This window comes from Sporolactobacillus pectinivorans, from assembly GCF_002802965.1.
In the GTDB taxonomy this organism is placed as follows: Bacteria; Bacillota; Bacilli; order Bacillales; family Sporolactobacillaceae; genus Sporolactobacillus; species Sporolactobacillus pectinivorans.
Map to the genome: position 1 here is coordinate 3,438,654 of NZ_NXGA01000001.1, position 23,630 is coordinate 3,462,283.

Sequence of the window (23,630 nt, forward strand, 5' to 3'; positions counted from 1 at the left end):
GTTAGAAAAAATGATCCTGCGTGACGCGGTTGAAGCAGACCTCCCGGCTATTGTCGCCATCTATAATGCAACAATCCCTGGAAGAATGGTCACTGCAGATACGTCAGAAGTCTCAATTGACGAGAGGAAGCCATGGTTTGAAGCCCATCTTGCGAATAAGAACCGGCCGCTCTGGGTAGCCGTGCTGGACGGGAAAGTATGCGGCTGGCTCAGTCTGAGTTCTTTTTATGGACGGCCTGCCTATCACTCAACGGCGGAAATCAGTATTTATCTGGCTGAGTCTTGCCGCAGAAGGGGGTTGGGCTCATTTCTTGTCAGGCAGTCTCTTGAAAAATCAGCTGAATTTGGAATCAAAACTGTGCTGGCTTTCATCTTCGGCCACAATGAACCAAGTCTTCGCTTATTTGAGAGCCTGGGTTTTGAAAGATGGGGAGTACTCCCGAAGATTGCTGAACTGGACAGCATTGAGCATGACCTGGTCATTCTTGGAAAACGTTTAGCCAAATAATGAAGATGTTACGTAAAAAACGAAGCGGTAAAATTGACCCGCTTCGTTTTTTTGTGTCTTTGACTGCGCTTTGCGTAGCCGCTGGATTATTAAAAAAAATCACTCAGCACTTGTATCTTCGCCAATAATCCGGACTTCAGTATGCAGATCCACATCGAATTTTTCTTTCACTTTTTTCTGTACATAGTGAATCAGCATAATATAATCTGTGGCTGTTCCATGGTCGACATTGACCATGAAGCCGGCATGCTTGGTCGACACTTCTACTCCGCCGATCCGGACGCCCTGAAGGCCGCTGTCTTGGATCAGTTTGCCCGCATAATAACCTGGCGGACGTTTAAATACACTGCCGCATGACGGATATTCAAGCGGTTGTTTCAGCTCACGCAGATAGGTCAGATGTTCCATTTTCTCCTTAATCTCCGCTTTATCTCCGGGGCAGAGGGAAAATGTCCCCTCCAATGCAATATACTCGTTTTCAGAGATTGCACTGCTCCGGTACCCCATGCTCAGCTTCTCCCTGCTCAAGTTTAAAAGATGCCCAGAAAGGTCGGCCACAACAGCCTGATCAAGGACATCTGAAGTTTCTCCTCCGTACGCTCCGGCGTTCATAAACAGAGCGCCCCCGACCGATCCAGGAATACCGCAGGCGAACTCAAGCCCGGTCAGGCCGTGTGCCAGGGCAAAACGTGAAACATCAATAATTGCAGCCCCGCATTGAGCGACCACACTGTTTCCTTCAAGACGTATCGCATCCAGATGCAGTAAGTTAATAACAATGCCGCGAATCCCGCCATCACGGATAATGACGTTGGATCCCTTCCCGAGAATGGTCACCGGCATCGCTTGATCCTTTGCAAAGTGCAATATTTTGCAGATTTCTTCATAACTTTCGGGCAGAACGAGAATGTCCGCCTCTCCGCCTGTCTTTGTAAATGTGTAGGCACTCAAGGTCTCATTGCATTTCACCCGATCTGTGTCCCCCACAATTTCCTTTAGATGTTCATAAATATTAATTTTTTGCATGCCGATCCTCTATCATTAATTTGGCTTTGTTACTTAAGACAGATCCCGTGCAGGAGATCTGTAATTATTATTTATGCCATTCAGCCATTCATATGTCAACTGTCTTCCAATATCATCCAACGCACTTGAAACAGACGGTCCGGCAAGAAGTGGATCAAATTCAATGCCTTAATTTTGACGTGATCCATGTTTGTCTGCATACATGATTTCATCCGCTTTTGCAATCAGGTCGTCAATCGTCTCTCCATCATCCGGATAAAAGCTTACCCCGGTACTTAAAGAGAGGCTGATTCGATAACCGTCCTGAATAATATGCTTCTTCTTATTGCGGCTGATCTGCTTCGCTACTCTCTGATAGTCAGCATAACTCGTAATATCTGGCATTAGGACGAGAAACTCATCGCCTCCGTATCGGCAAACAATATCGTTCTTCCGTGTCGATTCAGTTAGAAGGCTTGCCACACGAGTCATCACCTTGTCGCCCGTATTATGACCAAATGTGTCATTGATTGCTTTGAACTCATTGACATCGACAAACATCAGCCCAAGCACATGGCCGCTCCGTTTTGCCAGATTCAAATATTTGTCCGCAAATTTATCAAAAAGCGCTCGATTGGCAACACCGGTCAGCTTATCATAATAGGCAAGTTTTTCGATGACTTTCTCTTTTTGCTGAAGCTTGATGTTCAGATGTGAAAGTTGCCTGACGTAATCGCGGAGCTGGCTGATCTGATAGAACTGATTGGTCACATCGATAAATTCAAGCAATATAGCAGCCCCATCACGATTCGAGACGCGATTCATTTTCAGATTCACCTTATGATTTTCACTGATCATGCGCCGGTGCATCGCCGCGGAGAAAAAGACCGGTGTACCTCCGGCAATCACCTTATCCACCGCACTATGGAAAAAGTTTCGATTCAAATAAGGCAACGCTTCTTCAATCTTCGTATCCTTAACTTCATCCTGCTTTTTCTTTGTCAGCTTCTCCATGAACGGGTTCCAGTAAATGATGCTTAAGTCTTCAGCAAGAATCACAATACCTTCATTTATGCAATTCAATATATTGGGCAGAAAAGAATCCATGTCGCTCATCTTCCATCATACATTCTATCAATGGTATTCAAAATATCATCCAATGATTTCAGTGTCATGTTGATGACGATTGCTCCTTCGATATGCGTCCCCTCAATATTGAAGGTAATATACATCATCAAAATAAGGTGGTACGCCTCATCGGTAACAAAAAGATCTGCACGGGCGCGGTCCAGAACATTGACCTCGGGGAGCGTATATTCAACAGGTATACTGACCGTATTGCTTAGCTCGCCAATGATCGCATTCAAAACAATATTGCCAATCTCCTTGACAGTATCGAAATCGATGTCCGTAAACTCCATTGTAGCTTCCTCGCCGCGATCCTCATGGAGACAAAGATCAATAAATTGATGCATTTTGTCAGCAGGAAAAATCAGGCTTACAGTGCCCTCCAGCTGTCTGTCAAATGAAATGGAGGAAACCATGACCGCTCCCTCAGCCACTTGATTCAAAAATTTGTCCAGTTCAACCTTTCCACGTTCAACACTGAGGATTTTTACATCCGGGACATCAAGAATTATTTTTTTATCAATAATTTCGGATAGTGTGCCGGCAGCTTGTCCGACACCGATATTAAATAGTTCTTTAAGTATGTCCTCTCGGTTGATCTTTCCGGTCACTGGGCATCCTTCCTTATAATGTCGGCTATTTCTTCCGCCTTCTCATCATTGAGCGGTTTGTTGATAAAGGACAAGACACCCATTTTTTCTATAACATCACGCACACGTTTCTGGACATCGGCTGAGACAACGATAATCTTAGCATCAAAGTCAATCTGTCTGACTTCTTCAATCAGATCCTGTCCTCTCAATTTTGGCATCAACAGGTCAATGAGCAGATAATCCGGACGAATTTTTCTGAATTGTTCCAGACCCTCTTCACCGTCATCCGCATAATCGAATGTGACACCTTTCAGATGCTTTCCCACGAGCGTGGATGTTATTTTCTGAGAGAATTTTGAGTCGTCAACGATCAGTACTTTTGTCATTATCAACAGTCCCCTTCGTCACTCTTTAAAAATTATATCAGAAAAATTGAAACAAAAGGTGCATAATTTACGCATCCACTTTAAAGACTTTCTAGTTGTCCACCGCATATAGTTCTTTAGTCTCTTTTTTTGTATGAGTCTAAAGTCGTGCTATTTCTTCTATTATACGAATCTATGAGAAAAAAACAACAACTTATTCCTCTAATCGTCCAAATTTCCGATCTTTTTCTAACGACCATTGGCTGTATCTCTTTAGATGACTTTCAAGAGCATCTGATCCAGTATCCGAAATGCTGATCTGATTTTATCATCAGATACGCCTTCGTACAAATCTCCAATATTTGTTTCAAAAGAACAGCCACCGTTGTCCGTCTTCTTCAAATATCCGGTCAGGCCGATATCAGTAGATTGATAGAAATCAATCAGCAAAGGCCTGAGTTTCTCTTCCGGGACATTAATATAGACGTGAAACATGTTGGAAACTGGAACTTCAGGTAATGTCAAAACGCCATGGCAGGAGTTAAAGAATCCGGCAAACTCCTTCGCCTCTTCATAATACTGGGCCATCTTCCCGATCCGCCGGTCAAAATAGTAATCTGAGCTGATGATGTAGGGATAAAGGCTGATCAGATCACCGCCGTAGCGCCTTTTCCATACTTTTGATTCTTCTGTGAAATCAGTATCACCGGCGAGAATCGCTCCGGCAATACCTCCAATTCCTTTGTAAAATGAGACGTAGACACTGTCAAAGAGGCCGCAGATTTCGGCGGCCGATTTTTGATAGTAAGGAAGCACTTCAAACAGTCTTGCCCCATCGAGATGAAGCCGGATACCGTTTTCCCGGCAATAAGCTGAAATCCGCATCAGTTCACCGTAATCCGGCAGCTGACCGCCGATCTCGCGTTGTGGTAATTCCAGAAGCAAACAGGAAATATCCTCTTTAAGGTTAGTAATGTCCTGCAGCTGTATCAACCGATCCTTGTCAGCCAGCAATAGCGGCCGGATGTGGTGCAATTCTTTCAAACCGCCATTCTCGTGAATTTCCAGGTGACAGGTCGGATGATAAGCGACCGTTTTAATCCCTTTCCGATCACACCAGATGCGGAGTGCAATCTGCTGCGCCATCACGCCACTCGGGAAAAACACGGCAGACTCCTTGCCAAGAAAATCAGCCATTTTTTTCTGGAAATCTTCAATCAGTTTGCCATTGCCGTAAAAATCGCTTTCCGTCGCGTCATCCACCTCGCTAAAAGCTTTGTTTAATACCTGAATGGTTCGCGGTCCATTGCCGCCGAGCTTATATCCCGTATTTCTGAACGCTTTTAAAAGATCATTTTCTTCACTCACCGCGATCGTTCCCCTTTCTTCATCTATTCAGCTCTCAGGTTCAGCTCTCAGGATAAATGATTTCTTCCCGCACTTTTTTGCTCAATCTGTTCAGCACGATACTGTGTGCCTGATCCAGCATGCCTTTCAGCACACTCTCTGGCACATCTCCTTCAAGGTAGAGAGAATTCCAGTGGACTTTATTCATATGATAGCCCGGTATAATATCGGGATACTCCTCTCTGAGCTGCGCGCCTGTCGACGGAGCCAGTTTCACGGTAATAATCGGACGTCCGTTTTTATCCCCGCCCATCATCGCAAATATTTTGCCCCGAATCATATAGCGGGTGGCTTGCCACTCCACCTTATAATCCTGCTCCACTCCTTTTTTTGAAAGGCAGTATTCATCAATCCATTCGTATTTCATTTACCGGTTCCTTCTTTCTGTTCAGTTTGCCGGGCCTGTGTCAGGGGAAGCCAGAAAGGAGATTATGGTGCCCCATCAAACAAATAATGAAGCATTTTACCCGGATTTTCCAGGAAGCTCCGGGTAACCATGTAATGTTCCGTTTCCTCATAGGGTGTTCTTTTCAGACCCTGATCGGATAAAATAAAAATATCCGCGTCCGGGTAGGCCATCAGAAGCGGAGAATGTGTAGCAATAATAAACTGGGAATCCTGTTCCACCAGTTCATGGATACGTACCATCATAGTCAGCTGCCTGGACGGTGAAAGTGCCGCCTCCGGTTCATCCAGTATGTATACACCATGCCCGCGGAACCGATTGAGCATCAGCGCGAGAAAGCTCTCCCCATGGGACTGCTCATGCAGCGATTTACCCCCATAACCTTTCAAAAAAGCCGCGCCACCGACCTCCTTCGCCAACTCATCAATATTTGATGCCACGTTATAAAAACTCTCAGCACGCAGAAAAAAACCGTCACTCGGATAATCACTGCCCCTGACGATTCTTATGGAACGATACAGCTCGGAATAGCTATCATTGATTGAAAAGTTGAAGTTCTTTGAGCCGCCCTCCGGATTAAATCCCCAGCAGACAGCCAAAGCTTCAAGAAGCGTTGATTTTCCCGTACCGTTTTCACCGACGAAGAACGTGACCTTCTTTCGAAATTCAAATTCATCAAGATGCTGCAATATCTGAAGGCTGGATAAATAGCTGTCCGTATAAGTCGTGTCGGAGTGATCAATCGAGAAGTTGCGGATGAATAAATGATTCATAATAACGATCAGCTCCCGATGCTGAAATGGAAATGAAGATTTTTTATCGCCATATTCATAGCCTTTTTCATGTAAGCAACCGCAACTGTCATCGAAACTTTACTTTCCCGTCATAGGACGTGATCACGCCATACAAATCCGGCCGCCGGTCACGGAAAATGCCCCACTCAAATCTCTGGGTCTGAAGCTGATCCAGATCGAATTCAGCGGTCAGCACGGTTTCGCTTGTTCTGTCCGCCTCGACTATTTTGCTGCCCTGCGGACCGGCGATAAACGATGAGCCGTAAAATGTGATTTTGGAGTCTTCATCAGTCTCTGTGCCGATCCTGTTTGACGCAATCACGGGCATGAGATTAGCCGCCGCATGGCCAAGCATGCATGCCTGCCAGTGATCTTTTGAATCAATCGACGCATCGTACGGTTCGGAGCCGATTGCCGTCGGATAGAAAAGCAGTTCGGCACCCATCAGCGCCATGCATCTCGCCGATTCCGGAAACCATTGATCCCAGCAGATGCCCGCGCCGATTTTCCCATACCGGGTTTGCCAGACTTTAAATCCGGTATCTCCGGGATTGAAATAAAACTTTTCTTCATAGCCCGGCCCGTCCGGAATATGGCTTTTCCGATATGTTCCAAGCACTGTTCCGTCCGCATCAATCATGGCCAATGCATTATAGAGCGCGTTGTTTTTCTTTTCATAAAAACTGAGTGGAAGAACGACCCGAAGCTCCCGGGCGATCCGGCTGAAGTGATTCACTGCCCGGTTTTTTTCCAATTCCTCCGCCAGCGCATAATAATCAACCTTTTCCTTTTGGCAAAAATAAGGAGTCTCAAATAATTCCTGAAGTAAAATGACTTGAGCACCCTTTTTGGCGGCTGCACGTACAAGCGACTCGGCTTTAGCGATATTTTCATCAAGCGTCCAAGAACAACTCATCTGCGTAGCCGCCACTTTAACTTTTCTCATGTGTGTCCACCTCTTTGTACGGCCGGCATCTGCTGTGTTGAGCAGTGTATATTGCCGCCTTCTTTAATGATCGCCATACCGTCTATGGTCTTGATCCTGCGATCCGGAAATGCCCGGCTCAGAATTTTTTCTGCCTCATGATCTGTCTTTTCGGCCTCTCTGCCAAAGACCGGGAGAATAACTCCATCGTTGCAGAGATAAAAATTCAAATAACTCAGTGTCAGTCTGCTGTCCTGAAATTTTCTTTCAGGAGGCTGAGGAATTGGGATTACTTCTATTTTTCGTCCGGCCGCATCCGTCTCCTGTTCCAGTATCCCGAGATTTTCACGGGTAATCGCACAATTATCATCGCACGGATCATCACAAACCTGGATGAGCACTTTCCCGGGAGCGGCAAAACAGGCGATATTGTCCACATGGCCATCTGTTTCATCCCCACTCAGACCGTTTTTCAACCAGATCACTTTTTGTATATTTAGAAATTTTTTGAGTTCGTTCTCAATCCGCTCACGGTCAAGCTGCGGATTACGGTTTGGATTGAGCAGGCATTGCTCTGTCGTAAGCAGTGTTCCTGCTCCGTCGACGTGAATCGATCCACCCTCAAGTACGAGCGGTGAATCAAACTGGCGTACGTGAAAATGTTCCAGTACGGCTGCAGCGACCCGATCGTCCAGATCCCATGGTCTGTATTTTTCCCCCCAGGCATTGAACCGCCAGTTGATCCCCGACCGGCTCCCTTTACTGTCAATCAGAAAAGTCGGACCGTTGTCACGGATCCAGGAGTCATCGTGCGGAATCGGAAGCACCGTGATATCCGAACAGCTGAACAAATCCTCGACCTGCTCCGCTTCGTTTGGATTAACAATAATCGTGACCGGCTCAAATTCAGCCACTGCACGCGCAAAATTGGCATAACCACTGCAGACGCGCTCATAATTTTCGGGATAACACATGGACTCGCGAACCGGCCATGAAATGAATGTGCGCTCATGCACCTCCCACTCTGCCGGCATCCGGAAGCCAAATTCTGCTGGATACATCGTATTGTTTACCTCACATTTTTCTTATTATGTTTATTTGACTTACTTCGCTGATCCATAAAGGATACTAATCGCCCACATTTAGTAAAAAAATTGCTCAATGACCGTGTTAACCGATTACACGGATTACCTGAACCTCCGTAATCGACTCTAACGTGTATGTTACCATAAAAATATTGGTGTAAAAACGCTGAAACTCGGTTTATTCCACCGGGGTGATTTTATTCCGGTGCTCTTTTGGCTTTGGATGCAGATCCCTTGCCAAAAATGCGATCTCTTAGCCCATGTTTCTTCTTGCATAGCGGAAGCAAACTGTACAACAGTTAATTAAAATCGAATTGAGACAGAAGAAGGACTGAACCGGACAATAAAGGTTTGGAATCAGACATAATCTCGGTGCGAATCGGAACAAGTAACACAGAAAAAGATTTCTACCTCTCATCTACATCCCATATCCCGCTCTTTAATACCTCTTTGAATTCGGGATTTGCTCTAAGCACACCAAAAGCCTTAACAGATTTAATGGCTTTAAGTGCCAGCTCACTGTCAATGTCATCGCTGAAAATCAGCAACCCCACATTTGTGATCTTCAGCTTTTTGCTCTCCGCCACAGCTTTTTCAAGAGTTCTTCTATTGAAGTACGCTACACCGATCGTAAAAGACGATTGGGTGACTACTTGATCAATATCTCTGGCATGGACAGAGATCTGATTTCGGATCGCAGTCTTTATAAAATCCGTCCTGTTAGAATAGAAACCCTGATCAATCAGCAAATCCATTTTCCCCAAATCAACAACATTCATATTAACGGTTATCTTTTCTGTATCAGCCATTCACTCACCATCTCCCAACCATCTGTTTCAGGTCATTATAGCAGCATCTTCACCATCCGTACAGATGGTGAAGAAAATCTATATGGATGCTATCTGGTAAACTTCATCTATTGAAATCCCGTTCCAGCCAAATATGGTATAATTAGAAAAAAATGGCTCCACTAATTCCCGATTTTCAAGGTGCCTCTTTTATACAGCACAAGGGAGTTCAACGAGTGACTTGTATCTCCATGCATTCACTCTTATGCAATGACATTAATATTATTGTCTCTTTTCGATCCAATACGGCGACCTCACGCCTGCTTTCTTATGCAATGACATTAATATTATTGTCTGGGAAGTTATGATGATCCATTTGAATTTGTCAAATGAAGAACAGCTGCTCGTGAACAGTGAATCAGAGAAGCGTGGCAAAAATATTGTCGTTGCTTATCTGCTCTGTATCTTCTTGGGTGACCTGGGCATTCATCGTTTTTATCTTGGGCGCAAAGGTTCAGCCATTGCTCAACTCATTCTGACAATTACCGTTATGGGCCTTATTGTTTCCGTTGTCTGGAAAATTGTCGATCTCTTTCTGATTCCTGAAATCATCCATGAAAATAACGATCAACTTGAAGAACAGATTGTGCAAGAAGTGATCAGTAAAAGATCATGATTATTGCATTTTTATACCGCTGCGGCGGTTTTTTTAGTTTTGCCCGTCAATTTCCGGAAATCAACTTATTTTCCGCATCATTCAGATGCAAATTTATTTCAAATAGTCTTTTATGATTTGCCAGACCGCCAGTTTTTCACCAAATGTTTTCGAATATCTGCCCGGAGTCGGACTGGTCGAAGGTAAGCAAACCAAATCCCGATTACCTATTGGGATTGTTTTAAAATATTTCCGGAATACCGCAAAAGATTTCGTGCCGTTAAAGGCAATCAGACGGACCTCCGGATACTCCTGTAAAAGGCCGAAAATCTTATTTGGTTCCTCATCTCGGATTGCCGAATCCAGGCTCCCTTCCCTCGTACACTGATGAATCGTATCCCAAAGTGCAATCCGTTGACGCTTAAGAAAAGCGCATTTATCGTCATAATCAATAAACTCCGCCTCTCTGCCAAGGAGAGTGCGCATGATTCGCCAGAACTGATTTCGCGGGTTCGCATAATACTGCTGTTTCACTAAAGAAATGTGGCCGGGCATCGAACCTAAAATAAGGACACGGGCGCCTGCCCCGATAATGGGTTTCATAGAAAAATGAAGCTTTGATTTGTTCCCCAATGGATTCATTCCCCGCTTTTTTCTTACAATCTCATGTCTTTTCTTATTATCTTCGGAAATTTGGTATGAAACAAGAAATTGATTGACGGAAAAAGGCGTGCCAGATCAACTTCCGCCTGAAAACTGGCTTCAGCAAGTGCATTTGATCCTGTTTTGAACTGAAAGTCCGATCAATTAGCCTTTATCAATCCAATCTTCAAAATCTCAGACATAATCAACCCACTCAATAAAAGTAGTGCTAAGGGAGAAAAAATTGCCCATACTAAAAACCTGGAGGTGTGACGATTGATGATTCAATGGATAATGGCCGGATTTATACTGCTTGCCCAGCCCGCCACCCTTCCGGACAGCCTGACCATAACCGAACAGGGACACGTGGTGACACAAGTCAACCGTAAGGATTTTACAACATTCTTCCCCGGTACCCCAATGATTGACAGCAGAAAATATCAGCAGTTTATCTGCACCCTTGACCGGAAAATTGATCAGTCCCCGGTAAATGCCCGGATCGACGACCAGGGAACCATCATTCCTGGAAGAAAAGGCCGCAGACTACACAGACAGGCATTCAGAGATCAGTTCAACAGCTACTTTTTCGGCCGTGGCGCAGCCGAAATTGAAGTACCTGTCCTTGAGACTTATCCTAAAGTCGACAGCGAGCTGCTCGCCCATATCCGGGTGCGGCAGATCAGCCATTATGCCACTTCTTTTAATCCCGGCAATAAAAGCCGTTCACATAATATCGCTCTTGCAGTCCGGTCGATTGACAACTACGTGGTCTTTCCAAATGAGACGTTCTCGTTCAATCGGGTCGTGGGAAGGAGGACAACCCAAAAAGGGTATCTGCCTGCCCCCATTATCGTCAAAGGTGAGTACTCTGAGGGCGTAGGTGGCGGCATCTGTCAGGTTTCATCCACCCTTTTCAATGCGGCCGACAGTGCAGGACTGCGCATCATCCAGCGCTATTCCCACAGCAAGCGTGTCGCCTACGTTCCGCCCGGACGTGACGCCACTGTCAGCTGGTACGGTCCCGACTTCCGTTTTCAGAACAAATATAACCAACCGGTTCTGATCCGCGCAAAGACATACGGCGGGAGCATCCTTTTTACACTGTACTCTTCTGATGTGATTAATGTCAGACCCAGGAAAGTTCCCAACACCTCAGAAGTTCAGCCAGATGAAATGCAAGCGGCTCATTCGAATACATGAAGAACCATGTGACCAGCCACAAGATACGCAAAACCAACTTTCAACAGCTATAAATGCTGCATCAAAAAAGACATCCTCCATCCAGGTTTGGAACGGAAAATGTCTCTTGATCAGACTACTTGTTTTTCTGTATCGCTGCCGCCGCTTCACCGTTACTGACAGATACAGATGCCTGCTGGTTGTTAGCTGGGAACTCCGCTTTTTCCATCATGTCTTTCAACCAGAGCTCTGATTCTTCAGGCAGAGATCCGTCAGAGTAGAATTTTTGAATGCGCGCGCAGGCCGGCGGATAACCAAGTTCCGCCGAAAGCAGTAAATAATGAATGCCCTCTTCCGAGTCCTGTTTCACAGCTTCTCCATCGAATTCCCCTTTGCTCCGCATCTCCGCTAATGTGTACATCGCTTCAGGATTATGAAGTGAAACGGCCTTCCCAATCAATTCGATCCCGCGTTTCGGATTTCTGTCAACGCCGAGTCCTTTGCCATAGGCCATCCCCACCTGGTAAATAGCGGGGCTGTAATTCTGAGCCGCACTGCGGAAAAGATAGTCCATAGCATCCTGTGCCGGAATATCCAAATCGGCATTTTCCTCGCTGTTCCCAAGCACCCAAATCTCGTACTGTGCCTCCGGAGAAGACTGGGCTGCCTTCAGAAGCCATTTATAAGCCCGTTCCCTGTTCGGTTGTACATTTTTTAAGGATTTATAGCCTGAAACATAATACTGGTAAAGAGCGAACTGCGCTTCCGGAAATCCATTGCCTGCCGCTTCATCCAGCAATTTTTTTGCTTTGTTTGTATCCGGACGCACGTAGAATCCATCCAGCAATACATTGGCTAGTCTGTACATAGCCGGTGCATAACCGCTCCCTGCGGAGTTTTCCAGATAGCGGATTACTTCCCGATGTTCCATCAGCATCTGATTCCCATGTTCATACTTGTCCACAATCAGAAGGCATGCTTTCGGATTACCGGCTTCAGCATATTTTCTGAGCAGGCTAAATGCCTGATCATGGTCCTTTTCAAACAAAACGTCCTTATAAAATCCATGATTATAGCATTGATAAATCTTCAACTGCGCATCCCAGTTATTATGGTCGGCAGCTTTGCTCATGTAGGAGAAACCCTCTTCGTTATCCTTTACTACACCTTTGCCATCAATGTAAAGATCCCCGATTCGCTCTTCTGCGGCCGGAAAACCATGGTCGGCCGCCAGTTTCAGCCATTCCCACGCATCTTTCGGGTCAGTCAGAAACTGATTTCCGTGTTCATAAGCCTCCCACAGGTCATATGCCGCTTCGATGCTGCCATCTTCTGCTGCGGCGCGCAGCATGGAATGAGCGCGCTTTTTATCTTTTTGAATGCTCTGGCCCAGGCAGAGTCCGTCGTTATAGATTTGATAAAGCAAATATTCAGCCAGCGGCTGCTTCGTATCTGCGGCTTTTCTTAACACCGACAGATAATCTTCCGCGTGCTCTTTAGAAATGAATCCATAATTCTTTTGAAAAGCTTCAGCCAGGACGCGGACCGCCCGTTGCACGCCGTCTTCGGCAGCAGATTTTAGCCAGGAAAAAGCCAGATCTCTGTTGTACGATTGACCCTGCGGCGAACAACTGAATATGTAAAGAAGCCATTTAGCCTCCGGATAACCCGCTTCAGCCAGCTGTTCACATTTTTCAAGTGAAGCGTCATCGATAATCTTTTCCGGAATAGCTACAGGCCCTTTTTCTCCGATCGAAAGCGCTGAATCTCTTTTGATCTGTTCCAGGCACTGAAGCCACTTGCCCGATTCATTTTTATCCTTGGAAACAAGGCGGCCATCATTATATAGCTCGTGCAATTTTCCGGCCGCATTGGCCGAACCTTTCTCAGCAAGTTCTTTCAAGAGTCTAATACTGCGCTCCAGCGATGTTTTTCGACCGGCATTGATTCCCATCCAATACCAAATCTTCTGAATCAGTTCTTCTTCAGGTATACCGCTTCTCAGGTATTCCTCCATCAGCATGACATTATTCTGAACCAGTTTTCCTGCTTTCGTCCCGATCAAAGAGAGACTCGCGAAGGCGGCAATAGCACCTGTAGTTGAATTTTCCAGATTAATGCGCATAGCAATCAGGTCACCAAAGTGAAAAGGTGCGAAAAGAGTATAAGGGATTGAGACATCCATATTGTTCTTGCGCAGCGCCAGAGAATAATCAAATTCCCCTTCACCGTTCTGATAAGTGTCCTTTTTCAGCACATCCTGAACATGAAGCGGACGATTTCCCGGTTCACTGAAAAACTGAATGAAAACTCTTCGGTGAAACCTTTTCCTAAAGGATACGGGCGAACCATCCACAGCAATAGAAAACGCCAGTTCCGAATCACTATCGACCAAAGTTACTTTCAGCGTGCTGTCAATCATTAAATCTTCCATTCGATCCCTCTTCTTGACCCGGAAAGAGTGATGCTAAGTTTTCCGAGAAAAAATATTTCCTACACTACATAATTAATTTTAAGCGAATTTCTGTGGAAGTCTACTAAATGAAGCATGGATAATTTTTCTAACGCGGGATGGGATCATCTGCCTATTTGCGCGAATAACGTGATAAAAAAGTATGGTTTTATATAATCACGGATCCTCTTCCTCAAAACTTATTAATCCTATCTGCATCAAGAGATTTAAGAATCTCAGTCACCAAATTTAAGGCGGATACATAATCCTCAAAAGCTACGTAGCAATATGGCGTATGCGCATATCTGACCGGAATACCGATCACAACCGTTGGGGTCCCCTGATACAGATTAATCGCCGCGCCGTCATTCCCGCCTCCCGTTCTTACCGCCCTCTGAGCTTTGATTCCTTTTTGTTTCGCGAGATTCAGACAGTACGCCTGAAATCCGGGATTCACAATAATAGACCGGTCATAGTCGCGAAGCATCGGTCCCCTTCTCATTCCGGTTTGAATCATATAATTCTCAACGACTGTATCATCAGCAGGCGGACCTTCGAGAACAATAGACAAGTCCGGCTTAATTCTCCTGACCGTAATCTGCGCCCCCCGATCGCCAACCTCTTCCTGAGCGGACAGAGAAGCGACCACATCGACATCAAGTGCTTGACCGTTCAGTTCCTGTAATGTATCGACGAGGCAAGCCGTGCCGATCCGATTGTCAAAAGCTTTACCCATTAACAGATCCTTATCTTTTAGATAGTCAAAGGCAACGTCAGGGACCACCGGCGCTCCGATATCAATTTTAAAATCATTCATCACTTCTTCAGCCGAAGTAGCGCCGACATCTATGGACATATCGGCAACCTGCGGCAGCTTTTTGCGATCCTCAACCGTCATAAAATGGGGCGGTGTACTCGTGATCACTGCCGGGATATACTCTCCATCCCGATTGCGAACCCTGACTTTTTGAGCCGGAATAGTGATTGCGGACCAGCCGCCAATGGTCACAAATCTCAATGTTCCATTCGGTTTGATGGCCTGGACCATAAAACCGACTTCATCGCTGTGCGCGTCGACTTGAACAACCGGTTTGTTTCCACTGTTCCCGCCGCGTTCAACAATAACATTGCGCATATGATCTTCACTGACTTTTCCAAAATCCTGTACAGCTTTTGAAAAGATGCTTGTTACTTCATTCTCGAAGCCTGAAACACCGTTCGCGTTTGATAATGCTTCAATTAATCTTAAAGACTTCTGCTTGTCCAATTTTCTGCCCCCTCCAGGAACGATCCTGGATTTATCCACTTGAACGTATTATAAACTTCGCTTAACCCGGCAAATTTCCGTCAGCAAATCGATTATCATGGCAGATTAATTGCCATGAAATACCGAACTGATCCTGAACCCAGCCAAATTTTTTGCTAAAAAAATAATCAGCCAGCTCCACGAACACTCCTCAGCTATCTGATAACTTCTCAAATCAATCTCATTTTCCGTATCACAATTCATAGAAAATGAAAGTGCAAACGAAAAATTATGTTTTACGCTACTGTCATTACACATGAATTTCTGTCCTTTTAATGAAAAGGCGACCGCTTCCATATTATCCTTTTCTCCAAAATCATCAGCGGCGTAATGATTCAGACTGAGGGCCCTGGAATCTTCAATGAGAGACGTGTACAAATTCAGTGCCTCTTCGCGATGGATTGGGAACATCCGTTTTTCATTTCAGATTACCTCCTACAGGGTGTGAAATGGCTATATACCATTTTCCAACTTTTGTAGAAACTTCATTTCCGTTAATTTATTCAATCCAACGATCTTTTACCCTAGCTGCACGTCAATTGATCTTTAACGCATACGTGTCTCAGGAAAGTTCACTTGATTTTACTCAATTCATCGATGAAAGCTGGCCGACGTATGTACTCCTCTTTCAGCTTCCCGATTAATAAACCGGCCGCCGGTTTACCGCACGCCGTTTTGAACGTTCTGATTTTATGGCAGACTTGCCGATAATGGCTGCGGTTGCTGCTGTGTTCTGCTTCATTCTCAATGTATGCTGTAAAAATCCGTTTAACCTCAGCCGGATAGGGCTTCACAGGATAAGGATGGAGCGTTTCAATCTCGTAAAGATGATTCTTGCAATAATCCAGAAGCTTTTCATACTTTTTCTCTTGAATCAGGATCTGAACATAAGTATTTGACGGACTGGCTTTCATCTTCAGCAGTGAAAACGGCATCCTCGAGCATGTCCAGGCTCTGATTGATGACCTCTCCGGGTCCGCCGTCTGATTCATCACAGTATTGCAGCATGGCAACAACTTCCGGAAGAACAGCCAAGCACAATGAAGCAGCCAACCCGCTGTTTCCCTTGTCCAGTTCGGTCCGGGCGTTTCCCAGAACCGTATCCGCACCTTCAAGTGCCTGATCCACCCGATTCCAGTCAATAAAACCGAAGTCTCCCTCTGCCCGTCGGATGGAGCCGGCAATTAATTTGCGGCTTTCTTTGAGCAGTGATTCTGGAACCAATCTTAAAAAAATTATGCTGAACGCATAAAAAAATTAATCTTCCTCTACTTTTCTTAAATGTCGAAACATCTGCCACATGAATAAAAAACAAACCATGGTAAAAACAACAAAAACAATAATCGTTGGCCAAGTGTTCGAAACCATAATTACCATAGAAGCAATCAGCAGCAAAATGATATTGATATTGGTCATAACCGCAAAAACGATCATCATCGGAGCAAGCAAATAACCCAGCGATTTCTTTTTCAGCAGCATAATCGCTGAAATAAATATAAGCGGCAGGTAGAAAGATAAATCCAGTGCGTGAACCGGATTCGTCAATAACCCGTCTTTCGTGATACTCTCCGGGGCCTGATTGATCAGCGCTGCCGGCAGTGACTGAGACAGCCATAGCAAAGTGAACAGTGCGGCAATCACAATCAGAAAAATGCCGACAGCCTTTACCGGTACTCGATCTGTAAACCAGCTTTTAAAATCCACGGTCAAATTTTTTATAAAAAAATAAATGACCGAGTAAATCGACAATCCGAGGATGGCGCAATAAACATGAAACAGGAAATTGAAATGCAGGGCAAAGCTGTAGATCACAAACGCGTATACATTAGTGATCATGACCCCGGTCCAAATGATCTTGCCAACTCTATTGCCTTTTGAAGCAAAAAAAGCGGACAGGATCAAGGCAGGCACCGTGACAAATAAGTTTGAAAAGTCCTGGCCGATTGTCTGGGAAAACCAGTCAATCGTTTCTCTCGAATAGATTCCCTGATAGAAAATACCGATGCTGCTTGTCACAGCCATGAGGATAACAATGGGCAATGTAAAATAGATAAAACTTTTGTCAGTTTTAAGTGCATTTGTTTTATGGGCCACCTTCATTCTCCTTTATCCATAAATCTAATATTCTCCAGCACCTTCTGCATTGCTCGCCTCGCCGCACTCAGATCGTCTTGATTGACGTCTCTGAACAAAGCCTGAGTAAAGGCCGTTCCTTCTTCTCTCAGTTTCCCCCAGAAATCCTTGCTCCGTTCAGTCAGTTTGATCCGGATGGCGCGCCCATCGTTTTTGTCTCTTTCAAGAAGCAGCAATCCCTTTTGTTCCAGTTTTAAAGCGATCTGTTTCACATTCTGATGGGAGCTCCCCATCTCCTTCGCCGCGTCTTTGATTGTTGGCGGTTCATCAAACAGATTGTCAATCACAATCGACAGAAACCACTGCTTTGTCGTTACGTCAAACTTTTTGAATTCCCGCTCAAGCAGCGTATCCATGCGATTCGCCGCGACAAAAATAAAGCCAAAAAGAAATTGCTGATCTGACATCAGGTCGAGTTTGTTCAATTCATTTCCTCCATGCAAAAAGTAATGTATTACCTATGTAGATAATAGATTACCTTTTTTATAAAAAATATCAAGTTTTTTTGTGCATTCGAATTTGTTTTATCGTGTTTTTTTTATAGATGCCACTTAATCCTTCTTGCTCAATCAATGAGGACTATTTGATACTCTCTTCTAGCCTACGCTTCCATTTTCAAGAAGTCTTCCAACAGAAAATCTCATTTGATTATCCATGATAAAAAACATTTAATTCTTGCCAAGTTTTCTCCAATGCTTCTAACCGTTCATAGAAATGGTTTCCTTTTTCCTTCCCTATACTGATAATGAGAGCATTGATCAAGCTAAGTGGTGCGACAAATGAATCAATAAATGATGGAATCCGGCTGGGTGCAGTCAAGGCGACATCTGCATAAGGAATCAGCGGTGATAATAAATTATCTGTAATAGCTATCGTTGTTGCCCCGTTTGTTTTTGCATACGAAAATATCTTAATAGTTGTATTTGTATAACGTGAAAAACTTATCGCAATTATCACATCCATTTTTGAAAGGTGATTTAGCTTTTCAGCATTTTTCTCAACGGACTGTATTAATTCAACATTATCTAACATGATATTTAAATAATATTGTAGAAATAATCCTAATGATACCGCACTTCGATTTGCTATAATATAGATACGCTTTGCTTTTAGCAATGTATCCACCGTTTTCTGGAAAGCATCAACGTCAATGCGATCAATTAACAATTTAATGTTGTCTATATCATCTTTCATTATTTCACGGATACCCAAATCTTTTTCATCATAAACATCGTTAGTCATGCGCAATCTCTCTGTTGTAGTCAATTGTTCCTGAACAGAAGTCTGCATGGCTTGTTGTAGTTCAACATACCCTGAAAAGTGCAAATAATTTGCAAAACGCACGATCGTTGCATCGCTAACATTGGCAAGTTTGGCTAACTTTTTCACGGTCAAAAAAGGTACTGTATTAGGATTTTCTAAAATATAGCGAGCTATTTTAAGATGTGCTTTGCTCATTTTGGGGATATTCTCAGCAATATATTGGTATACGTTCAATTTTGTCAAAGAACTTCTCCTCCAGTTGCCCATAAATGAAACCTCAAATTACACTTTATTTTATAGCAATCTATCTTATAAAACTAGGGGGGCAAAAGAATTTACCCCCCTAGTGTATCATGCTGTTTAGAAATAATGCGGTTATCAATGGTTACGAAAAATATGATAAAGCAATCTCATGAGCTTCAACTGTTTTATTAATATCATCAATATCGTGGACGCAGGACACAGAATATCGAGTTAGCGGTTTTACATAAATTCCCAATTCTAACAGTTTATAATCAATTTCTTTTCTCAAGTTCATGTTTGCATAGGCCATATCTCGATAGTTATGGACAGGATGATCCGTTAAAACAACATTGAATATGCTGCCCATCCCAATGGTTTGCATAGGGATGTCGTGTTTTCGATAGACTGCCTCAAGTTTTTTGCGCAACAGCATTGTATGATCTATGAGATTTTTCATGACATCCTTTTCTCCCAATTCTGTAATGGTTGCTAAGCCGGCTTTAAGTACAACTGGATGGCCATTATAGGTTCCGCTGTGAAACAAAATATCCGTTTTATTCTTACTTTTGGACTCACCGGCAAGAATGTCCGCCCCATTAGTCGGCGATAGCATGTTCATTATTTCTTTTTTCCCACCGACTGCACCGATTGGAAATCCGCCACCCAAGACCTTGCCTAGTGTTGTAATATCGGGCTTGATATTAAATTCCCCTTGCACACTACCTGAAAGCATACGAAAACCAGTCTTTACCTCATCCATGATAAGCACAATATTCAATTGATTTGTTAATACGCGTAATTTTTCCATAAACAACTTGTCAGCAGGAATAAAACCACCAAGTATGGGTTCCATGATCAAAGCCCCGATTTCATCTGAGTGTTCCCGAAGAATCTTCTCAGTAGCCTCATAATCATTGAAGGGCAGGATTACAGTATTTTTAACATAATAGTCAGGTATACCTTTTGAATCTGGAATTGCATTTGGTGATGATTCTTGCCCTGCTTCTGAAATATCTGGGTTTACACTGATCAAGACACGATCAAAGCCGCCGTGATAATGACCTTCGAATTTAGCTATTTTTGGTTTCCCTGTATAAGCGAACGCGAGTCGAGTGGCCAACAGAGTTGCTTCTGTACCAGAATTAGTAAACCTGACACTTTCTATACTCGGAAAAAAATCAATAATTTTCTCAGCCATCTGAGCTTCCAAACAGTGAGGTGTCCCAAAAATTGTCGTTCCTGTTGTCTCCATTTGCGCTTCAACAGCTGAAATAATTTCAGGGTATCCATGGCCAAAAATCAGTGCCCCATTGCAAAGCAGGTAGTCAATATATTCATTACCATCAAGATCATACAACTTACTGCCATGCCCCTTCTCCATCGTGATTGGATATGGAGGAAAATACTTGATATTTGCAGCTACTCCTCCGGGGATGACTTTACGTGCACGTTCAAAATAGGCTCTAGATTTTTTTGTTTTATTTATTAACTCTGATGTTTCATTCTCCAACATTAATATTACCTCCAGGTGTTAACGATCGGTCATATTCCTCAAGGTAGGGAATCATTTTTCTGGTCTCTTGTATTTTGTCAAAATCTATATTAAAAATTAATATATCTTCCGTATCGCCAGGCGATTCACAAAGAATATTGCCCAATGGAGAAACAAACTTTGACTTACCACAACTGCCTTCGTTTATGGTATTTACACCCAAGACAAATACTGTGTTATCTAATGCTCTGGCAGGGAGCTGGATATCCCATCTTGATTGTGCTGGGATACTCCAGACTGAAGGGACGATAATAATTTGAGCGCCTTGGAGTGTAAGTAGACGGCTGGGTTCGGGAAATTCGATATCATAACAAATTAATACACCTATCCTTCCAATTGATGTATCAACGGGAACGTACTGCCTCTTTCCAGCCGTAAAGATTTTTTGCTCACGACCCCAAAGAAAAGATTTTCGATATGTTTTTAAAATCAGCCCTGTTTTCTCAATGACAGCAAGTGATATAAACAATGAACCTTTTTCACTTTCAACAAAGGGAACAATCAATACAACTTGCCATTCAAAGGCTATTTTTTGAAACTGCTCAATAGTATCTTTTGTAGATGCCGCTAGGGAGGCAAAAGTCTGTTTATCCAGGTAGTAACCTGTTGACCAGAGCTCAGGAAGAATTATAAATTCTGCTCCCTGCCGCCTTGCACGTTTCATCATATCCACGGCATGTATAAAGTTTTGCTCGACTTGTCCGGGGACAGAATGAATCTGAATAGCTGCAGCCTTAATCAAGAGGAGTCCTCCTTTCTCAGGTTAAAGTATTTTTTGTAAAAATTTCTGGGTTCTCTGATGCTTGGGATGAGTAAAAATTTCTTCAGGGGTTTCGTCTTCCAACAATTGACCCTGATCCATGAAAACCACTCGATCAGCAACTTCCCGAGCAAAGCCCATTTCGTGTGTTACAACGACCATTGTCATGCCGTCATTCGCCAACTCTTTCATAACATCCAACACATCCTTTACTAATTCAGGATCAAGAGCAGATGTTGGTTCGTCAAATAACATGATCTTCGGATTCATAGCTAATGCTCTGGCTATTGCTACGCGCTGTTTTTGTCCTCCAGACAAACTATCCGGATAAAATTCAGCTTTATCTTTCAACCCAACTTTGTCCAGCAAATCGTATGCGGCATCACGAGCTTTATTTTTCTTGTCCTTTCGAACAAGAATGGGAGCAAGTGTAATATTATCAATAACTTTTTTCTGAGGAAAAAGATTAAAATGCTGAAAAACCATACCTACTTCCGTTCTTACTTTATTGATATTTGTACCTTTTTGATTGAGATGGATGCCATTGATCACAACTTGACCTTCATCAGGAGTTTCGAGTTTGTTTAGACACCTTAGTAGTGTACTTTTCCCTGATCCGGAAGGACCAATAATACAAACGACTTCCTTCTCCTCAACTTGAATATTTGTTCCTTTCAGGACTTCGTTGTTACCAAATTTTTTATGAATATCTTTCACTTGAATCATCATGAACTTTGAAGTCTCCTCTCGAGCAATCTCATCATGATTGAAATAGATAAATTCATGACTAAATACAGTAAAGCAACTGAAGTATAGATTTCAACTGCCCGAAAGCTTGTGGCAACTGCCATTGTTCCTTGTCTTGTGAGCTCACCGACGCCAATAACATTTAATAATGATGTATCTTTTAAACTTATAATGAACTGATTTCCAAGACTGGGAATCATTCTTTTAAAAGCTTGTGGCCAGACAATATGGAATAATGTCTGAAAATGGGTTAAACCTAATGATCTTCCAGCCTCGGTTTGTCCAATATCAATAGATTGTATAGCTCCTCTGACAATTTCAGCAATGTACGCACCAGCGTTTAGTGAAATAGCTAAAACACCTGCAAATAAGGGATCGATTTTTATACTAAGTATTAATGGTAGAGCAAAATAAATGTACAAAGCCTGAACCATGATAGGCGTTCCACGAATTACTTCGACGTAAACTGTTGATAATCCAAACAATATTTTATTTTTTGAGACCCTACCTAATCCAGCGACTGCCCCTATAAGAAATCCCGCCAATAAACCAACTATGGCAATCAGGACTGTATACTTCACACCCTGAAGAAGAAAGGGAAGTACTTGTATGGCATAACCCCATTCTGGATGAAACCCACTACTCATAACTCGTTCACCTCTTTAACCGCTAAAAATAATAATCTATAAAAAATTTATACGAAGCATTACCAAATCGTTTTTTTAGAAAACTTATTTAATTTTAGGGGGCTCCGTTCCAAACCATTTCTTATAAATTTTGCTATATGTTCCGTTATCCATTAATGCTTTTAAAGCAACATCCATTTTTTTGGTCAACTTGCTATTCTTTGGATAAGCAATACCATATTGCTGTCCATCAAGAAGTTCCCCTACTTTCTTAACTTGATTATTTCCTTCAGTTTTTATGTAATAATCGATGTTTGGTGCATCAAAAATTACAGCATCGGCTGAGCCATTTAGAAGGTCCATGTAGGCCTGATCAATATTCGGGAATGGTACGATCTTCTTTGCGTCTTTCAAGTTGGTATTTATATAATCTAATGCAGATGTTCCTTGCTTCGTCGCAACAACTTTACCTTTGAGGCTTTTGAAGTTCGTAATATTTTTTTCATTTTTTCTAACTAGAATATAAAATCCTGAATTATAGTATGGCGTTGAAAAATCAATTGTCTTTTTTCTTTCGTTTGTAATGGTCACTCCAGCAATAACCATATCCAGTTTCCCAGTTTGTAATGCAGGAAGCAGTCCATTGAAATCCATTGTGCTTAGTTGATATTTCACTTTTGACTGTTTTGAGAGTGCCTTCAGCAAATCCATGTCGAATCCAACATATTTGTTAGTTTTCTGATCAAGATACTCAAACGGGACAAAGCTCGTATCCGTGCCAACATTAATTGTTTCTGCTTCCTGTTTACTGCTCGAACTGCTGCTGCCTGAATTGCTGCACCCAACGATCCCGGTTAATACAACAATAGAAAGTAGACATAAGGTAATCTTTTTTAAGTGCCGGTTCATCAATTTAATCACTCCTATATAATTTTGTAAAAAATGTAATAATTCACAGATGTTTGTTAGATATCGCAACGATGAGATTATTATGCTCAATTCAACATTAATAATGAGGAATTGACTTTAAGCACCAATTTGGTAGCTTTTCATGACAGGAATCTTATC

27 protein-coding genes and 1 pseudogene are annotated in these 23,630 nt (G+C 43.1%); 3 read left to right on the forward strand and 25 right to left on the reverse strand.

Translation table 11 applies throughout. The features are described from left to right. The first annotated feature begins 10 nt into the window (after window positions 1-10). On the forward strand, window positions 11-508 hold the full coding sequence (locus tag COP04_RS16845) for a GNAT family N-acetyltransferase (RefSeq protein ID WP_100489738.1): 498 nt from the start codon (window positions 11-13) through the stop codon (window positions 506-508). A gap of 99 nt (window positions 509-607) precedes the next feature. Here COP04_RS16845 and murB read toward each other — a convergent pair whose 3' ends face one another. The 10 genes from murB to COP04_RS16895 all read right to left on the reverse strand — a co-directional run bounded on the left by murB (window position 608) and on the right by COP04_RS16895 (window position 9,025). After that, window positions 608-1,534: a UDP-N-acetylmuramate dehydrogenase gene (gene murB, locus COP04_RS16850; protein WP_100489080.1), complete on the reverse strand. Its 927-nt coding sequence runs from the start codon at window positions 1,532-1,534 to the stop codon at window positions 608-610. Window positions 1,535-1,702: 168 nt separating this feature from the next. Next, window positions 1,703-2,620 (reverse strand): GGDEF domain-containing protein, encoded by a 918-nt coding sequence (locus tag COP04_RS16855; protein WP_239984916.1) that lies wholly within the window; start codon window positions 2,618-2,620, stop codon window positions 1,703-1,705. Window positions 2,621-2,625: 5 nt separating this feature from the next. Further along, complete coding sequence (locus COP04_RS16860; RefSeq protein WP_100489082.1) at window positions 2,626-3,252, reverse strand: chemotaxis protein CheC; 627 nt, start codon at window positions 3,250-3,252, stop codon at window positions 2,626-2,628. Continuing rightward, window positions 3,249-3,620: a response regulator transcription factor gene (locus COP04_RS16865; protein WP_100489083.1), complete on the reverse strand. Its 372-nt coding sequence runs from the start codon at window positions 3,618-3,620 to the stop codon at window positions 3,249-3,251. The genes COP04_RS16860 and COP04_RS16865 overlap by 4 nt, the downstream gene beginning before the upstream one ends. A 252-nt stretch (window positions 3,621-3,872) precedes the next feature. Next, window positions 3,873-4,967: a threonine aldolase family protein gene (locus COP04_RS16870; protein WP_100489084.1), complete on the reverse strand. Its 1,095-nt coding sequence runs from the start codon at window positions 4,965-4,967 to the stop codon at window positions 3,873-3,875. 40 nt (window positions 4,968-5,007) lie between these two features. Continuing rightward, window positions 5,008-5,373, reverse strand: a complete 366-nt coding sequence (locus tag COP04_RS16875; RefSeq protein WP_100489085.1) for an MmcQ/YjbR family DNA-binding protein — start codon at window positions 5,371-5,373, stop codon at window positions 5,008-5,010. A gap of 62 nt (window positions 5,374-5,435) precedes the next feature. Further along, window positions 5,436-6,188, reverse strand: coding sequence for an AAA family ATPase (locus COP04_RS16880; RefSeq protein ID WP_420852796.1), 753 nt, complete (start codon window positions 6,186-6,188; stop codon window positions 5,436-5,438). Window positions 6,189-6,273: 85 nt separating this feature from the next. After that, on the reverse strand, window positions 6,274-7,152 hold the full coding sequence (gene aguB, locus COP04_RS16885) for an N-carbamoylputrescine amidase (protein ID WP_100489087.1): 879 nt from the start codon (window positions 7,150-7,152) through the stop codon (window positions 6,274-6,276). After that, window positions 7,149-8,192 carry an agmatine deiminase family protein gene (locus tag COP04_RS16890; RefSeq protein ID WP_100489088.1) on the reverse strand — a complete coding sequence of 348 codons (1,044 nt, stop codon included), beginning with the start codon at window positions 8,190-8,192 and terminating at the stop codon, window positions 7,149-7,151. Before COP04_RS16890 ends, aguB begins: the two co-directional genes overlap by 4 nt. A 431-nt stretch (window positions 8,193-8,623) precedes the next feature. Further along, on the reverse strand, window positions 8,624-9,025 hold the full coding sequence (locus COP04_RS16895; RefSeq protein ID WP_100489089.1) for a CopG family transcriptional regulator: 402 nt from the start codon (window positions 9,023-9,025) through the stop codon (window positions 8,624-8,626). 346 nt (window positions 9,026-9,371) lie between these two features. Here COP04_RS16895 and COP04_RS16900 point away from each other — a divergent pair, with 346 nt between their 5' ends. Next, window positions 9,372-9,680: a TM2 domain-containing protein gene (locus COP04_RS16900; protein ID WP_239984917.1), complete on the forward strand. Its 309-nt coding sequence runs from the start codon at window positions 9,372-9,374 to the stop codon at window positions 9,678-9,680. A 93-nt stretch (window positions 9,681-9,773) separates the two neighbouring features. Here COP04_RS16900 and COP04_RS16905 read toward each other — a convergent pair whose 3' ends face one another. Continuing rightward, window positions 9,774-10,292, reverse strand: coding sequence for a DNA-deoxyinosine glycosylase (locus COP04_RS16905; protein WP_239984918.1), 519 nt, complete (start codon window positions 10,290-10,292; stop codon window positions 9,774-9,776). Between the two features lie 288 nt (window positions 10,293-10,580). Between COP04_RS16905 and COP04_RS16910 the strand changes: the two genes are divergently transcribed. Further along, a complete protein-coding gene (locus COP04_RS16910; protein WP_100489092.1) occupies window positions 10,581-11,501 on the forward strand; it encodes a VanW family protein in 921 nt (306 codons plus the stop codon). A gap of 115 nt (window positions 11,502-11,616) precedes the next feature. Here COP04_RS16910 and COP04_RS16915 read toward each other — a convergent pair whose 3' ends face one another. From COP04_RS16915 to glnH, 14 genes and pseudogenes are all read right to left on the reverse strand, one after another. Beyond that, entirely contained in the window at window positions 11,617-13,914 is a 2,298-nt protein-coding gene (locus tag COP04_RS16915) for a tetratricopeptide repeat protein (protein WP_100489093.1), read from the reverse strand. A gap of 211 nt (window positions 13,915-14,125) precedes the next feature. Next, window positions 14,126-15,199: a M42 family metallopeptidase gene (locus COP04_RS16920; protein WP_100489094.1), complete on the reverse strand. Its 1,074-nt coding sequence runs from the start codon at window positions 15,197-15,199 to the stop codon at window positions 14,126-14,128. Between the two features lie 61 nt (window positions 15,200-15,260). Then, complete coding sequence (locus COP04_RS20620; protein ID WP_338062856.1) at window positions 15,261-15,386, reverse strand: VOC family protein; 126 nt, start codon at window positions 15,384-15,386, stop codon at window positions 15,261-15,263. Between the two features lie 59 nt (window positions 15,387-15,445). Continuing rightward, window positions 15,446-15,649, reverse strand: a pseudogene (locus tag COP04_RS20625) (VOC family protein); the annotation flags it as partial. A 161-nt stretch (window positions 15,650-15,810) separates the two neighbouring features. After that, window positions 15,811-16,173, reverse strand: a complete 363-nt coding sequence (locus COP04_RS16930) for a hypothetical protein (protein ID WP_162297120.1) — start codon at window positions 16,171-16,173, stop codon at window positions 15,811-15,813. Then, the gene (locus tag COP04_RS16935; RefSeq protein WP_100489096.1) at window positions 16,094-16,462 is read right to left on the reverse strand and encodes a hypothetical protein; all 369 of its coding nucleotides are present in this window, start codon (window positions 16,460-16,462) and stop codon (window positions 16,094-16,096) included. The genes COP04_RS16930 and COP04_RS16935 overlap by 80 nt, the downstream gene beginning before the upstream one ends. Window positions 16,463-16,495: 33 nt before the next feature. Continuing rightward, on the reverse strand, window positions 16,496-17,332 hold the full coding sequence (locus tag COP04_RS16940; protein ID WP_204988048.1) for a hypothetical protein: 837 nt from the start codon (window positions 17,330-17,332) through the stop codon (window positions 16,496-16,498). 2 nt (window positions 17,333-17,334) lie between these two features. Beyond that, complete coding sequence (locus COP04_RS16945; RefSeq protein WP_100489098.1) at window positions 17,335-17,796, reverse strand: MarR family winged helix-turn-helix transcriptional regulator; 462 nt, start codon at window positions 17,794-17,796, stop codon at window positions 17,335-17,337. A 223-nt stretch (window positions 17,797-18,019) separates the two neighbouring features. After that, a complete protein-coding gene (locus tag COP04_RS16950; protein WP_239984920.1) occupies window positions 18,020-18,877 on the reverse strand; it encodes a MurR/RpiR family transcriptional regulator in 858 nt (285 codons plus the stop codon). Between the two features lie 142 nt (window positions 18,878-19,019). Beyond that, the gene (locus COP04_RS16955) at window positions 19,020-20,390 is read right to left on the reverse strand and encodes an aspartate aminotransferase family protein (protein WP_100489100.1); all 1,371 of its coding nucleotides are present in this window, start codon (window positions 20,388-20,390) and stop codon (window positions 19,020-19,022) included. Then, a complete protein-coding gene (locus COP04_RS16960) occupies window positions 20,377-21,171 on the reverse strand; it encodes a nitrilase-related carbon-nitrogen hydrolase (RefSeq protein ID WP_100489101.1) in 795 nt (264 codons plus the stop codon). Before COP04_RS16960 ends, COP04_RS16955 begins: the two co-directional genes overlap by 14 nt. A 21-nt stretch (window positions 21,172-21,192) precedes the next feature. Then, on the reverse strand, window positions 21,193-21,915 hold the full coding sequence (locus COP04_RS16965; protein WP_100489739.1) for an amino acid ABC transporter ATP-binding protein: 723 nt from the start codon (window positions 21,913-21,915) through the stop codon (window positions 21,193-21,195). Further along, on the reverse strand, window positions 21,915-22,583 hold the full coding sequence (locus COP04_RS16970; protein ID WP_100489102.1) for an amino acid ABC transporter permease: 669 nt from the start codon (window positions 22,581-22,583) through the stop codon (window positions 21,915-21,917). The genes COP04_RS16965 and COP04_RS16970 overlap by 1 nt, the downstream gene beginning before the upstream one ends. An 84-nt stretch (window positions 22,584-22,667) precedes the next feature. Beyond that, the gene (glnH, locus tag COP04_RS16975; RefSeq protein WP_100489103.1) at window positions 22,668-23,471 is read right to left on the reverse strand and encodes a glutamine ABC transporter substrate-binding protein GlnH; all 804 of its coding nucleotides are present in this window, start codon (window positions 23,469-23,471) and stop codon (window positions 22,668-22,670) included. Window positions 23,472-23,630: the final 159 nt, after the last annotated feature.